The sequence below is a fragment of the Streptomyces yerevanensis genome (genome assembly GCF_000716805.1).
In the GTDB taxonomy this organism is placed as follows: domain Bacteria; phylum Actinomycetota; class Actinomycetes; order Streptomycetales; family Streptomycetaceae; genus Streptomyces; species Streptomyces flaveus.
The window spans coordinates 18,806-31,144 of the sequence record NZ_JNWJ01000081.1; the positions used below are offsets into that span (position 1 = coordinate 18,806).

The 12,339-nt window shown below is 68.1% G+C and carries 14 protein-coding genes and 2 pseudogenes; 8 read left to right on the forward strand and 8 right to left on the reverse strand.

Going from position 1 to position 12,339, the window contains the following annotated elements; translation table 11 throughout:
- Positions 1-7 precede the first annotated feature (7 nt).
- Entirely contained in the window at positions 8-1,048 is a 1,041-nt protein-coding gene (locus OP79_RS43725; protein WP_033328719.1) for an LLM class F420-dependent oxidoreductase, read from the forward strand.
- 79 nt (positions 1,049-1,127) lie between these two features.
- On the opposite strand, the pseudogene OP79_RS57580 reads toward OP79_RS43725, so the two are convergent.
- Together OP79_RS57580 and OP79_RS43730 are read right to left on the reverse strand one after the other, a co-directional pair.
- A pseudogene (locus tag OP79_RS57580) lies at positions 1,128-1,247 on the reverse strand (transposase); the annotation flags it as partial.
- Complete coding sequence (locus OP79_RS43730; protein ID WP_157857476.1) at positions 1,244-1,744, reverse strand: hypothetical protein; 501 nt, start codon at positions 1,742-1,744, stop codon at positions 1,244-1,246. The gene OP79_RS43730 and the pseudogene OP79_RS57580, both read right to left, overlap by 4 nt.
- 955 nt (positions 1,745-2,699) lie before the next feature.
- On the opposite strand from OP79_RS43730, the gene OP79_RS43740 reads away from it, so the two are divergent.
- A complete protein-coding gene (locus OP79_RS43740) occupies positions 2,700-2,996 on the forward strand; it encodes a hypothetical protein (protein WP_033328722.1) in 297 nt (98 codons plus the stop codon).
- Positions 2,997-3,140: 144 nt separating this feature from the next.
- Here OP79_RS43740 and OP79_RS43745 read toward each other — a convergent pair whose 3' ends face one another.
- Positions 3,141-3,551, reverse strand: coding sequence for a hypothetical protein (locus tag OP79_RS43745; protein WP_157857477.1), 411 nt, complete (start codon positions 3,549-3,551; stop codon positions 3,141-3,143).
- Positions 3,552-3,760: 209 nt separating this feature from the next.
- Between OP79_RS43745 and OP79_RS55685 the strand changes: the two genes are divergently transcribed.
- Both OP79_RS55685 and OP79_RS43750 read left to right on the forward strand, forming a co-directional pair.
- Positions 3,761-3,901 carry a hypothetical protein gene (locus OP79_RS55685; RefSeq protein WP_157857478.1) on the forward strand — a complete coding sequence of 47 codons (141 nt, stop codon included), beginning with the start codon at positions 3,761-3,763 and terminating at the stop codon, positions 3,899-3,901.
- Between the two features lie 329 nt (positions 3,902-4,230).
- Positions 4,231-4,788, forward strand: a complete 558-nt coding sequence (locus OP79_RS43750; protein ID WP_033328724.1) for a hypothetical protein — start codon at positions 4,231-4,233, stop codon at positions 4,786-4,788.
- 147 nt (positions 4,789-4,935) lie between these two features.
- Here the strand turns inward: OP79_RS43750 and OP79_RS43755 are convergent, their stop codons facing one another.
- Positions 4,936-5,424: a TetR/AcrR family transcriptional regulator gene (locus tag OP79_RS43755; protein WP_033328725.1), complete on the reverse strand. Its 489-nt coding sequence runs from the start codon at positions 5,422-5,424 to the stop codon at positions 4,936-4,938.
- Positions 5,425-5,507: 83 nt separating this feature from the next.
- Here OP79_RS43755 and OP79_RS43760 point away from each other — a divergent pair, with 83 nt between their 5' ends.
- A complete protein-coding gene (locus OP79_RS43760; protein WP_033328726.1) occupies positions 5,508-6,566 on the forward strand; it encodes an FAD-dependent monooxygenase in 1,059 nt (352 codons plus the stop codon).
- A 22-nt stretch (positions 6,567-6,588) separates the two neighbouring features.
- On the opposite strand, the gene OP79_RS56610 is transcribed toward OP79_RS43760, so the two are convergent.
- A complete protein-coding gene (locus OP79_RS56610) occupies positions 6,589-6,768 on the reverse strand; it encodes a hypothetical protein (protein WP_033328727.1) in 180 nt (59 codons plus the stop codon).
- 82 nt (positions 6,769-6,850) lie between these two features.
- Positions 6,851-7,381 carry a hypothetical protein gene (locus tag OP79_RS43770; protein ID WP_033328728.1) on the reverse strand — a complete coding sequence of 177 codons (531 nt, stop codon included), beginning with the start codon at positions 7,379-7,381 and terminating at the stop codon, positions 6,851-6,853.
- Between the two features lie 317 nt (positions 7,382-7,698).
- Between OP79_RS43770 and OP79_RS43775 the strand changes: the two genes are divergently transcribed.
- Positions 7,699-8,418: an IS6 family transposase gene (locus tag OP79_RS43775; RefSeq protein WP_033328729.1), complete on the forward strand. Its 720-nt coding sequence runs from the start codon at positions 7,699-7,701 to the stop codon at positions 8,416-8,418.
- A 42-nt stretch (positions 8,419-8,460) separates the two neighbouring features.
- Here the strand turns inward: OP79_RS43775 and OP79_RS54660 are convergent, their stop codons facing one another.
- On the reverse strand, positions 8,461-8,718 hold the full coding sequence (locus OP79_RS54660) for a DUF1963 domain-containing protein (RefSeq protein WP_033328730.1): 258 nt from the start codon (positions 8,716-8,718) through the stop codon (positions 8,461-8,463).
- Positions 8,719-9,026: 308 nt separating this feature from the next.
- Between OP79_RS54660 and OP79_RS43785 the strand changes: the two genes are divergently transcribed.
- Positions 9,027-10,139: an ABC transporter substrate-binding protein gene (locus OP79_RS43785; protein ID WP_033328731.1), complete on the forward strand. Its 1,113-nt coding sequence runs from the start codon at positions 9,027-9,029 to the stop codon at positions 10,137-10,139.
- A gap of 9 nt (positions 10,140-10,148) precedes the next feature.
- On the opposite strand, the gene OP79_RS43790 is transcribed toward OP79_RS43785, so the two are convergent.
- On the reverse strand, positions 10,149-10,682 hold the full coding sequence (locus OP79_RS43790) for a GNAT family N-acetyltransferase (RefSeq protein ID WP_033328732.1): 534 nt from the start codon (positions 10,680-10,682) through the stop codon (positions 10,149-10,151).
- A gap of 161 nt (positions 10,683-10,843) precedes the next feature.
- Between OP79_RS43790 and OP79_RS50065 the strand changes: the two are divergent.
- Positions 10,844-12,248, forward strand: a pseudogene (locus OP79_RS50065) (NF041680 family putative transposase); the annotation flags it as partial.
- Positions 12,249-12,339 lie beyond the last annotated feature (91 nt).

Consider the following 12,339-nt stretch of genomic DNA (forward strand, 5'->3'; position numbering starts at 1 on the left):
CCTTCGCATGCGTATCGGTATGACACTGGATTACAGCGGCGACTTCATCGAATCGGTCGATGCCGTAAGGGATTTCGAGACGGCAGGGGTCGAGATCGCCTTCGTGCCGGAGGCCTACTCGTTCGACGCCGTCAGCCGACTGGGCTACCTCGCGGCTCGTACCGAACGCCTGGAGATCGCCTCCGGGATCCTCCCGGTCTTCACCCGTACGCCGTCGCTCCTGGCGATGACCGCCGCCGGTCTGGACGATCTCTCCGGCGGCCGGTTCACCCTGGGCCTCGGAGCGTCGGGACCGCAGGTGATCGAGGGCTTCCACGGGGTGCCGTACGACGCGCCACTCAGCCGCACCCGCGAGGTGGTGGAGATCTGCCGTCAGGTGTGGCGGGGCGAACCGGTGGTGCACCCGGGGCCGAAGTACCCGCTTCCGCTTCCCGCCGAGCGGGGCACCGGGCTCGGCAAGCCCCTGAAACTCCTCAACAAGCCGGTCCGCTCCCGCATCCCCATCACCCTGGCCGCGATCGGACCGAAGAACGTCGAGCTGACGGCCGAACTCGCCGAGGGCTGGCTGCCCGTGTTCTTCCATCCCGGAAAGGCCGCCGAGGTGTGGGGAGCGGCACTGACCGCGGGGATGGCCCGGCGCGATCCGGCACTGGGCACGCTCGACATCACGGTGACGGCGCCTCTGGCCGTCGGCGACGACGTGGAACACCTGTTGGACCGTGCTCGGCCACAACTGGCCCTCTACATCGGGGGGATGGGCGCGAGGAACAAGAACTTCTACGCCCGGCTCGCCGGTCGATACGGCTACGAACGGGAGGCGGCGCACATCCAGGACCTGTACTTGTCAGGAAAGAAGCAGGAGGCCGAAGCCGCCGTTCCCGAGGGACTGTTGAAGGCCATATCCCTCGTGGGGACGAAGGAACAGATCGCCGGACAGCTCGATGCCTTTGCTGCCGCCGGAGTGACGACCCTGTGCGTGAAGCCGCTGGCCGGCACGCACAGGGAACGCCTCCACGCCGTCGAGCGACTGCGCGACATGCTGGGCTGACGCCACGCGCGCGGCACGATGCGGGCGAGGCTCCCTCAGCTGGGAAGGTCTGGTGGTTCACCCTCCGGGGAAACTTCACGCTGATCTCGCCTTCCAGGGCGGACTCAAGGATCCTCTTTGTCAGCTGCTGCAGCAGCCCGCCCTCGCCGGTCAGCTGGATCCCGTCGGCCTTCGCCTGGTCCACCAACTGACCGATCAACTGGTCATCGCGGTGATGGTGAACTCATGCCCGTGCAGGCAGCGAACCTCTTTCGCCGGATACCCGTCAGGGGATGCGGCGTCGGCCAGGATTCGGAGATCGGTCTCGATGGCGTAGGTAGCGAACGACGCACGGGCGGCTTCCTCCCACCGCTTCCGCGCGCAGTGCTGGCACTCCTCCAGTGCCATGGGGAAAGCCCTCAGGGGCGCCATTTCCGTCGCCATGAGGAACGCGCCCCCCGCGGGTGCCCGGACGATCGTGCTGCCGAGCTTGGGGTGCAGCGCGGTCACGGGGGTTACCTGAGTCGAATGTCCCGCGTCGCACGACAGCGTCACCTGGTCCAGGATGCCGCTCAGCTTGCTCCGTACCGTCCAGCCCAGTTCGTAGGCCCGCGTGGCGAAGAGCGCCATGACGGCCGCCTCGGCACGGGCAAGCAGCCGGGCAGAGCGCAGCGCGTCCTCCGGCGAAGGCGCGGCGGTCCGTGTGTCGCCGCTCATGTCGTCCTCCATCTCAACAGGCGCCGGCTGCGCGAGCGCTTGGACGAGGCTGAGAGTCGCATGGCGCACTGACAACGGGCCCAGGTGCTCGCCCGGTTGGTGGACGCGGCCGACGTACGGACCGCGTGGAGGAGCTCACCCTGGATCGACAATAGGCTGTGGTCGACCTCCTCGCCGGATCGTTCGATTACTCGCGACCGTCCGTTCGAAGCGGCGCTTCAGGTGGTGCGTCCGCACGGTTTGGTGGGGATGGTGGCCAGGTCACGGACGTCGTGGATGAGTGGGACCTTGGGGAGGGGAATGGCTCCGAGGTCGGGATCGTGGCGCTCGGTGATGTGGTCGCTGATGCGGCGGAGGAAGTCGTTGGGGAGGACGGGGGCAGCAGAGCGATCACCGAGGAACTCGTCGGGGCAAAGCCGTGGAGGGCGAGCTGGCGGCGCCAGTGGTCGGCGTCGTAGGACTCGCCGCGCTGGGCGTGGTCGAGGAAGAGGCAGTACTCGGCGGCATCGTCTCCGGCGCCGGCGGCGAACTGCCACCAAAACCGTGCCCCGTCGGCGTGGCCGCTGAGATGCAGCAGGCAGGCGAACGTGCGGGCGCCGGCCCGGTGGGCGAAATGGCGGTCGGAACCCCTTCGGACCGAAGCGTCCGTTGCGCCAGGCCCGCCCGGTGCGCTCGTTGACTCCAACGACCTCGCACGCTTCCCGATTGCTCATCCCCTGCGACACTAGCCGCAAGTATGTCTCTCGTTCTTGCCGGAGCTTGACCGGGCCCTGATGCTTTCGCCTCGGTCGAATCTGGAAGTCCATCGCACCCCTTGAGCTGGGGTGTTGCGACGACCACTAGAACTCAAGCCCCCGGCCGGGGCTTCGTCGTGTCACAACCCGGCCACAGCGGCCACACGGAACTCCCAAACGGCACATGATGCGCTGTCAGCACACACGCCCTTGGGGGGACCATGCGCATCCGTACAGCCACGGCCATCGCCGTACTACTCCTCGCCCCGCTCACCGCCTGCAGCAGCAGCGACAGCGACAGCGACGACACCAAAGCCGACCCCAGCGCCTGCAAAGCAGCCATGACCAAGCAGATGAAGGACGCCATCGAAAACGGCGCCACGAGCGACAAGCGGCCCGCCGAGTGCGTCGGCGTCGACGACAAGACCGTGCAGCAGTACGTCGGCGAGATCACCAAAGACCAGCTCGGCGCCGCCGTCGACGAGGAGCTGGACAAGCTGGAGAGCCCCCAGCCGTAAGGAGATGGCGCCCGTGGCTGGCATACGCAACGGGCGGACCTCACGAGTGGCTACGTTCAGGGCGTAGCCACCAACTGCCCCAGATCCAGGTCAGAACAGGCTGCACCACGCTTCCGAGGGCAGCCGCCAGGGCAATGGTCACCGTCACTGATTGAGCGGCACGGCCGCTGAGCGGTCGGCGACCAGGGTGAGCGCGCGGTGGTCGGCGATGCCGCTGGGCTTGTCGGCGAGCGCGCCGTGCAGGGCGAGGGCGGCTTCCAGTTCGGCGCAGGCTCGGTCGTACTGGCTGTCGCAGAGCGCGAGGATGTCCAACTCGTGGTGAAAGTAAGCCTGTTCGGAAGGTTCACCGGCTAGCCGGGCGGCATCGACACCGGAACGCAGCAGCTGCTTCCAAGCGCTCCAGTGTCGGCCCGCGGCGAACGAGGTAGCCGCGGTGCGGGCTAGTTGTACGGCGATGCTCTGCTCACCTGGAGCCAAGGTCGTGACCTTTGGCGCGAGCACGCTCAGCGTGGCGAGCACGGCCTCGGCTTCGGCGCAGACCCGCTCTGGGGCCAAGGATGGACGGGCGGTCCACCATGCGTAGTGCTCAGCGACGGCGGTCGCCCGATGGATCATGACGAACCCCGACGACCTCCCGGACGAGGACGCCCTGGCCCTCAAAGAGATCCGTGCCGGTTGTCCCGAACTCGATGCGACGACCCGACACGTCCGCGACTTCGCAGCGATGGTGCGCGACCTGAGCGGCGACCAGCTCCCCCGCGTGGATGGAGCGCGTCGAGGTCGAGCACGACGACCTGCCCGCCCTCCACTCCCTGGTCAACGGCCTGCGCCAGGACCAGGCCGCCGTCATCGCCGGCCTGTCCAGCTCCTGGAGCTCCGGCCAGGTCGAGGGGCAGAACACGTGAGTCAAACGGATCAAAGGGTTGGGTACGGCCGGGCCAACTTCGACCTGCTTCACACCCGCGTCCTGCACAGATCATGACCCGCCCGATCACAAGATCAGCAACAGAGCCGAATTACGTGATCGTTCACAATAGTGACGGCGGCCGGGTCCAAGGGTCTCTCCTGGTGGAGGCTCCGGTCCGCTCCGCTCAAGGTCGTGGCACTGTGCGTGATCGCCTCGGACCAGAAGAGCAACTCATCCCTGGATTCATTGGTCTGAGGTATGGGACCGGTCGTCGGAGCGGACAGCCAGCGTCGGCGGCAGGAGAGCTTGTACCCCGGAGGGGAAACAATGGGTTGGTTCTGGAAGGAAGAGAAAAGCGAGGCAGAGGATGCCTGGGACGATTTCGTCCGGGCGAACGACACGTACAGCGAGGCCAAGCGGATGCTGTTCGAGACCGACCCCCTGCCAGCCGTGCGGAACGCGCTCAACGACGGAGGCGACCTGTTTGCCGCCCTGCAGCTGCTCAAGGACGTGGGCTGGAACCGCCCGGAGTTGGTACAAGCCGTCGTGCCCGAGCTCTACTCCTGCTCCCTGAGCCTGGGACGGCCCGGCATCTTCGCCCGGCTCGTGCTGCGCAGGCTGAGCGGCTCCGGACACACATACGCCGAGGCCCTGCACACCGAGCTGGTCCCTCTGACGGCCGCAACGCTGCGCGAGGAGGCGACCGACGAGTTTTCCATGCGGGCCCTGGCGTTTCTGCTGGACGATGTCGGTGCGCTCGACCTGCTGGGACAGTGGCGTGAGGCGGCCCGCGCATCCCCGGACGTGGGCGTGCGGGAACTCGCCGAGGAGTACGGGGAGGACGAGTACCCCGAGCCCCCGGCGCCCCCCGCCGCGCCTCTGTAAGGGGCCGGGTAGCGGTGAGGGGATACGCCCTTTGATTTGGCCGACGCCATGCGACCGTCCAGGCCAGCCTCAGGGCCTGCAACTTCGGGTTGAATCGCGCTCACTGGCAGATCGTGCTCAGGCCCGGAGTTGTGGTGTGGCTGAGGATCACGGACTTTCGGTGAGGGTGCGCAGGCTGTCGGCCACTTCTGTCCCTGAGGGCGCGTGTTCCGGATCCACCAGCCACTGCAGCATCAGTCCGCCGAGCAGGGCCAGTGGCACCGATCCGCCCAGTCCCTCGCGGGCTTGTTGTTGGCCCTTGGCGAGGTGCTCGCGCACCACGTCCGACCGCTGCGCCTGTACGACGGCCTCCAGTTGGGCCACCCACAGCGCGCGGTGGGTGGTGAAACTGTCGATCAGTGCCTGCCAGCGCGCCGGACCATCCAGTGCGCCGTGCCCTTCCAGCGCGCCGTCGAGCTCGTCGACCGCGTCCACCAGCGCCTGGGTCAGCAGCGCCTCGCGTGAACCGAAGTGGTAGCCGATGGCGGCGTGGCTGACGCCGGCCGCCGCGGCGATGTCCCGCACCGTGGTGTGGGCCCAACCGCGTTCGACCAGGCACTGCTTGGCGCCGGCGAGCAGGTCCTCCTTGTTTCCCATGACGTGAGCATAGCGCAGACTTGCCCATATGGTTCATCCAAATGGATTGCCCAAATGGTCAAACTCTGGCTAGGGTCCTTCACATGACCGACACCAAGGTTCTGATCTCGGGCGCCGGCGTCGCCGGTGCGGCCCTCGCCCACTTCCTGCACCGCGACGGCTTCGATGTGACCGTCGTGGAGCGCGCCCCCGGCCTGCGCGACAGCGGCTACGCGGTGGACTTCCGCGGCGCCGCATTCGACGTCCTGACCGAGATGGGTGTCCTCGACGAGGTGCGCAGGCACGACACGAAGATGCGCGGCACCGCGCTGGTCAACGCGGAGGGCATCGAGGTCGGACGGCTGCCGGCCGAAGCGTTCGCGGGTGAACTGGAGATACCCAAGCCGGAGTTGACGCGGATTCTGTACCGCCTCACCGAGCCTGACATCACCTACGTCTTCGACGACTCGATCACCGCACTCACCCAGCACCCGGACCGCATCACCGTCGAGTTCGCGTGCGGCGCGCCCCGCGACGTCGACCTGGTGGTCGGCGCGGACGGGCTGTTCTCCACGGTACGGCGACTGGCGTTCGGCCCCCACGAGGGGATCCTGCAGCACCTGGGCATGTCAGGCGTCGGACTCACCACCGGTAACATCCTCGGCCTCGACCACAGCGGGGTGCTCCAGCAGGGCGACGGCACGGCCCTCTACGCCTTCAGCGCCACGGACGCCGATCGGATGTCGGTGAGCCTGTCCTTCGCCACCGCCGCACCGACCCTGGACCGGTGCCCGCGCTCCGAGCAGGAGCGGGCAGTGCGGGCCGCGTTCGCCGACCACGGCTGGGTGGTGCCACAGCTGCTGGACGCGATGTCGGCCGCGGACGACTTCTACTTCTCCTCCTCCAGCCAGGTCCACCTGAACGCCTGGTCGAACGGACGGGTCGTGCTGGTCGGCGACGCCGGATACTGCGCCGCACCGACCGCGGGCATGGGCACCTCCCAGGCGCTGATCGGCGCCCGGACGCTCGCGCGGCACCTGGCCTCCGCGGGCGTTGACCACGCCTCCGCATTCGCCGCCTACGAGGCCGAGCTGCGGCCCTACGCCGCAGACAACCAGCGGATCGGACGGGAAGGCGCTGCAGCCTTCGGCGCCCGCACTTAAGAGGTCGTTTTCTCCCGATGTTTCATCCTGTAATTGGTGTTTGATCCCGAGATATCGAGTCGTGCCAGGAGATGGTGGCTTCGCCGGTGAGGCGGCGGGCCATCAGGTCGGTCATGAGGCCCTCCAGGACGCCGCTGAGCGCATCGAGGACGGTGAGCTGCCCCGAGATCACCGCGCCGCTGTACGAGACCGCGCCGCCCAAGCGTCAGCCCCAGGGCCTCCGGGCGATTCGGGCTGCCGGACAGGCGCCGGCCTTTCAGATTTGAGCCGTCCGCCCGCCGGGCTCACGCGTGTGTCCACTTCCGCAGGAGGGCTTCGCGCTCGGGCGGTTTCGGTGTGCCACCGCCATGGTCCCGGCCCCAGGCCGTGAGGGCCCGAGGGTCTGCCGTGCCCTCCCGGAAGCAGGCCAGGAGGTGCTGGGACAGGGCGATCTCCCGGGAGGTGTAGCCCTTGGTCGCCGCCGGCACCTGCACCTCCTCCGTACCGACCTCCGTCTCTAGGACCAGGAACATCTGTGGCGGCTCCTCGCCGCCGTAGCTGGAGCCCAGCGTGCCCACCGCTTCCAGCGCCCCCGCCGCGACCACCGCTTCCAGCACCGCCGCCAGGAATCGGCCTCCGCTCCTTGCGCCGCTCCCGACGGGCACGGCCTCCACGCCCGCGGAGCGCAGGATCGACCACGGCCACGCCCGGATGCCGTCCGGGCCCCGTGCCTGTACCCCTTCGGAGGTGATGCGGACGCACTGCCCCTCCGCGTCCGGCGGGGAACCCACGTACACGGAGCCCTCGGTGATCCAGAACAGTCCTACCATCGCCACGGCTGACTCCTGATGTGCATGCCCGTCCGTCTCGAGCTCCTGCGGTCGTTCCCGGCGCCCTGCTGCGCCTGGTTCCAGTAAGCCCCAACATGCCCAGCGGAGCATGACCCTGCATCTCGGGGCTTGACCGTCCGCGGGACGAGCGCCTTCGTCCGCTGCTTGCGCTGGAGCCGGCCCCTCGGCCGGTGGCGGGCACCGACCCGCAGGAGCGTCGGGAGTACAGATCGACCTTGGACTCGGCAGCACCCGAGCCGGCGCTGTCACGTTGGTTGACCGGGTGGGACGATCTTAGGGTTGATCATGCCGGGGGGGTGTTTATGGTGAGCGGGTCGCCGTCGTGCAAGGGGCACCGGTACCCGGTCGAGGTCATCCCCCACCGTGTGTGGCTGTACCACCGCTTCCCGCTCAGCCTCCGCGAGGTCGAGGAGCTCATGCTGGAGCACGGCGTGTGCGTCTCCTGCGAGACCATCCGGCAGTGGTGTCTGAAGTTCGGGCAGCAGTACGCCAACACGCTGCGCCGCCGACAGCCCCGGCGCGGCGACAAGTGGCACCTGGACGAAGTCTTCATCAAGATCAACGGGCAGAGCCGCTGCCTGTGGCGGGCCGTCGACCGGGACGGGATGGTGCTGGACATCCTCGTGCAGAACCGCCGCGACAAGGCCGCGGCCAGGCGCTTCTTTCGTCGCCTTCTCAAGAAGATGGGTGCGGTGCCGCGGGTGATCGTCACGGACAGGCTCCGCTCCTACGGCGCCGCTCACCGCAAGGTCATGCCTTTGGTGGAGCACCGGCAGTCGAGGTACCTGAACAACCGGGCCGAGAACAGCCACCAACCGACCCGGCAGCGCGAACGCGCGATGAAAGGCTTCCGCAGCACCGGCGGAGCCCAGCGGTTCCTGTCCGCGTTCAGCGGCATCTCGCCCCACTTCCGCCCCCGCCGCCATCTGATGACCGCTCCCGACCACCGGGCCGAGATGACCGTCCGCTTCGCGACCTGGGACCAGGTAACCGGAGTCACCGGCCAGCCCGCTGCGGCCTGAGCACATAGCCGCAACCCGGCCCCACCACACCCCGACACACCTTCACCCGACGACGCACTCGATAAGTTGACAGCGCCCACTTGGGTGCTCGCGCGGGTCGGGGGCGTAGCTCGGCTCGCTGTTGTTGGCGAAGAACAGTAGATGCCCGTCCTCCGGCAGCTGGATGTCCAGGTCGCCGACCGGAACCGCGGCACAGTCGACCGACGCGATGAAAGCCGGGAAGCCGGACCATTCAACGTCCGGGGGAAGCTGGGGATGGCCTCCGTACTGTCCGACGGCGGGAGCATCGGAGTCGTCCAACGACCGCAACTCTAAGACCGTGTCCTATGTGGTCCGCTCTGGAAGTCCTTCGGGGGTTGACGCGAGGTCAGGCGGTGCGCGGAGTGCGGATCGCAGGTTCGGTCCGGCGAGGAAGAGGCCGCAGGTGCAGTCCGGGCACCTGAACAAATAATCGGTTGCCGGTTGGCGATGGTGGTGGATGCAATGTCCGGCATGATCACCCAGGTTCGCCCGCCCCGGCGAGATGAGATGAACGCGTACTACCGGGCCTTGCCGCTCTGCGATCCGGACAAGCCGCAACCGAATCGTCACGCGGGGGACGCCAACGCATGAATACGCCACCATCGCCGCCTGGAGCGGAGCAGACTGACGGGTCATCCGTCCGGATCGGCGCTCTCGTTCCGCTGACTCGGCCCGGCTGGGTCGAGGCAGGCCAACACTTGCTCGCTGGACTTGAGCTGGCCGTTCGCGAAGTCAATGACGCCGGCGGGATCGCCGGAAGACCACTCGAGCTGGTGGTCCGAGACACCGCGGCTGATCCACAGAGGGCCGCAGCGGCCGTGGATGAATTGGCTCGCCTGGGCGTGGCTGCCTTGGCGGGGGAGTATCACAGCATCGTCGCTCGCGCGGCTGCTGCCAGGGCCGACGCCCTCGGCCTGCCGTTCCTCTGCTCGTCAGCGGTTCTCGACGCGCTCACCGAACAGCCGACGGAATGGGTCGCGCGCCTCGCCCCGGCGCAGTCCCGCGGCTGGCAGGTCTACGCGGACTTCCTCCTCGGTGTGGGCCACAGTCGTATCGCCGTAGCAGCCCAGCCGAGTGTTTACTGGGCATCCGGGACCCGCATTCTGCGGGACTACCTCGCTCCACGCGGCGGCACCGTCATCGAACTCGACATGAGCGCGCTCACCCCCACGGCGGTGTGCGACGAACTCGTCGACCATCGCGCGACAGCCCTCCTTCTTCTGGTCGGCCACCCGGAGCCGGCAGTGTCGATCGTCAAGCCTGTCCGCCGCGACCAGCGCCTGGCCGAGATCATGATTGGTGCTCCGGCAGGGCAACCTGAGTTCGCCGAGTGGGCGGCGCTGCTGGGCGACGACGGCGCCGCGATCCCGTTCTTGCGCTACCTGCCCGAGCGCCTCGGCTCACTCGGTGCACGAGTCGAGACGGCCCTGCGCGAGCGGCTGGCCGAAGCGCCCTCCTTCGTCGCCTTCGAGGGCTACGACACGGTCGCCGTCCTCGCCGATGTGCTGCGTTCTCACGGCGCGGACCGGGCGCGCATTGCCGAATCCTGGCCGCGCGTTGCCGTCGAAGGCACCCGTGGTCAGATCCAGTTCTCCCGCACGCCAGGCATCAGCGTCTGGCAATGGGCTGGGACGCCAATCCAAGTCGTTGATCGAGATCCAGCGCAACCCGATCGCTTTCGGATCCTTCACACCAGCTGAGCTTGTTTTTTAACCTCGATCGGCGGCGGTCAGGTTGTGTTCCCAGGTGAATAGGTCGTAGGTCCGGCCCTTGTCGGTGACGGTCTCGGGGGCCGAGCTGGACGGGTGGAAGCCGGCCGATCGTGCGACGGCGATGCTGGGCTGGTTGTCAGGTTCGATCTCAAGGATCACCTTCGGCAGGGCGAGGGTGGTGTGCGCGAACTCGGTCATCGTTCGAAGAGCGCGTACTGCCAGCCGTTGCCCCCGGTGGGCGGCGCCGACGATGTAGCCGATGCTGCCAGTGGCACGGTTGAGCAGGACTTCTCCCAGTACCTGGTGCCCATCGGTGGTGATGGCCAGGTGGATCCGGTCGTTGTCCCGTCGGGCCCGTTCTGTGCTGTGCAGGTATCGCAGTGCGGCGGCCTGGCCGAACGGTGACTCCAACGGGGTCCGGTATGCAACATCGGGGTCGTCGAACAGTTCTTGCATGACGGCGAGGTCACCGCTCGTCCATGCACGAAGCACAAGGCCGTGGGCGGCGAGCTGGAGGGGATGCGTGTCCATGACGACGTCATTCTGCCCTGAGGCCGCCCTTGCGGTTGGGCCTCGAACAATGCGCCGAGCATGATCGCCCGTACGGGGATTTCCCGGACGTGAACACGGCCTTCGACTGACCCTGTGCTCCGACCAAAGACGCACCTGACCAGCACGAAGGCCGTGGGGGAATGAGTCTGCTGCATCACGATGCCCGGCGGGAAGCGTTCGACTTCGCGTCACACTTCCGGGAGGACTTCTACGCGTGTCTGACCCGGCGCGGTGACACGCTGTTCGAGCTCACGGACGCGATGCTCTGCGAGAACGGGCCGGTGACCTCGCCGGTCGACCTGACACTGCTGGCCGAACACCGCCGTGGGCACGGCGCGTTGTACGACGCCTTGAACCACGGCCGTATCGACGTGGACGGGCTTCGCCGCGCCCTGGCCGTGCTGCCGCAGCCCAAGGCCGCCGACAACCGGCTCGTCCTCGCGGTTGACGTGAGCAACTGGCTGCGCCCGGACGCGCCGACCAGCCCTGACCGCTTGTTCTGCCATGTCTACGGGCGCAGCGGACGCTCCAGCGACCAGTTCATCCCCGGCTGGCCCTACTCGTTCGTCGCTGCGCTGGAATCGGGCCGCACCTCCTGGTGCCAGATCCTGGACGCCCTGCGGCTGGGGCCAACCGACGACGTCGCCGAGGTCACCGCCGACCAGGTCCGCCGGGTGGTCGAGGACCTCATCGACATGGGCCGTTGGCACGTCGGTGACCGCGACATCCTGGTCGTCTTCGACGCCGGCTACGACGCTCCGCCCCTGGCCTACCTGCTGGAAGGACTGCTGGTGGAGGTCCTCGGACGGATGCGCACGGACCGCGTGATGCGCAAGCCAGTCCCAATGCCGTGGATCTCCCCGCCACAAGGCGGACGACCGCCGAAGCACGGCAAGGAGTTCCGCTTCGCCAAGCCCGACACCTGGGGCGAGCCTGACGCCGCGACCGAGCAGGTCACCGACCGCTATGGCACCGCTCGCGCGATGGCCTGGGACCGTATCCATCCTCGTCTGACCACCCGATCGGCGTGGATCGACCACACCGGCGAACTCCCCGTCATCGAAGGCACGTTGATCCGTCTTCAGGTCGACCGCCTGCCCGGCGGCCACGATCCACTCCCCGTCTGGCTGTGGACGTCGGCCACCGGCCTGTCGGGCGAGGAGGTCGACCTGCGCTGGCAGGCGTTCCTGCGCAGATTCGATCTTGAGCACACCTTCCGGATGATCAATCAGACGCTGGGCTGGACCCGCCCGAAGCTCCGCACGCCCGAGGCGGCGGACCGGTGGACCTGGCTGGTCGTCGCCGCCCACACCCAACTCCGCCTCGCCCGCCCGCTGGCCGCCGACCTCCGCCGCCCTTGGGAGAAGCCGGCCGAGCCCGGCCGGCTCACCCCCGCCCGGGTCCGCCGGGGGTTCAGAAACCTCCGCCCGAACTTGCCCGGCCCGTGCGCCGAAACCCAACCGGCCCGGTCCCGGGAGACCGCTCGGCTCGAAGAACCGACATCCTGCCACCCGCTACGACGTGGGCAAAACAGTCAGGCACCCACGCGACCGCCACCACCATGAGCGCCAAGACCGCGCACGCTGTCTAAAGCGAGGCGTTGCCTGCCCGGCAGCCACGAGGTGTCGCGGTCCGG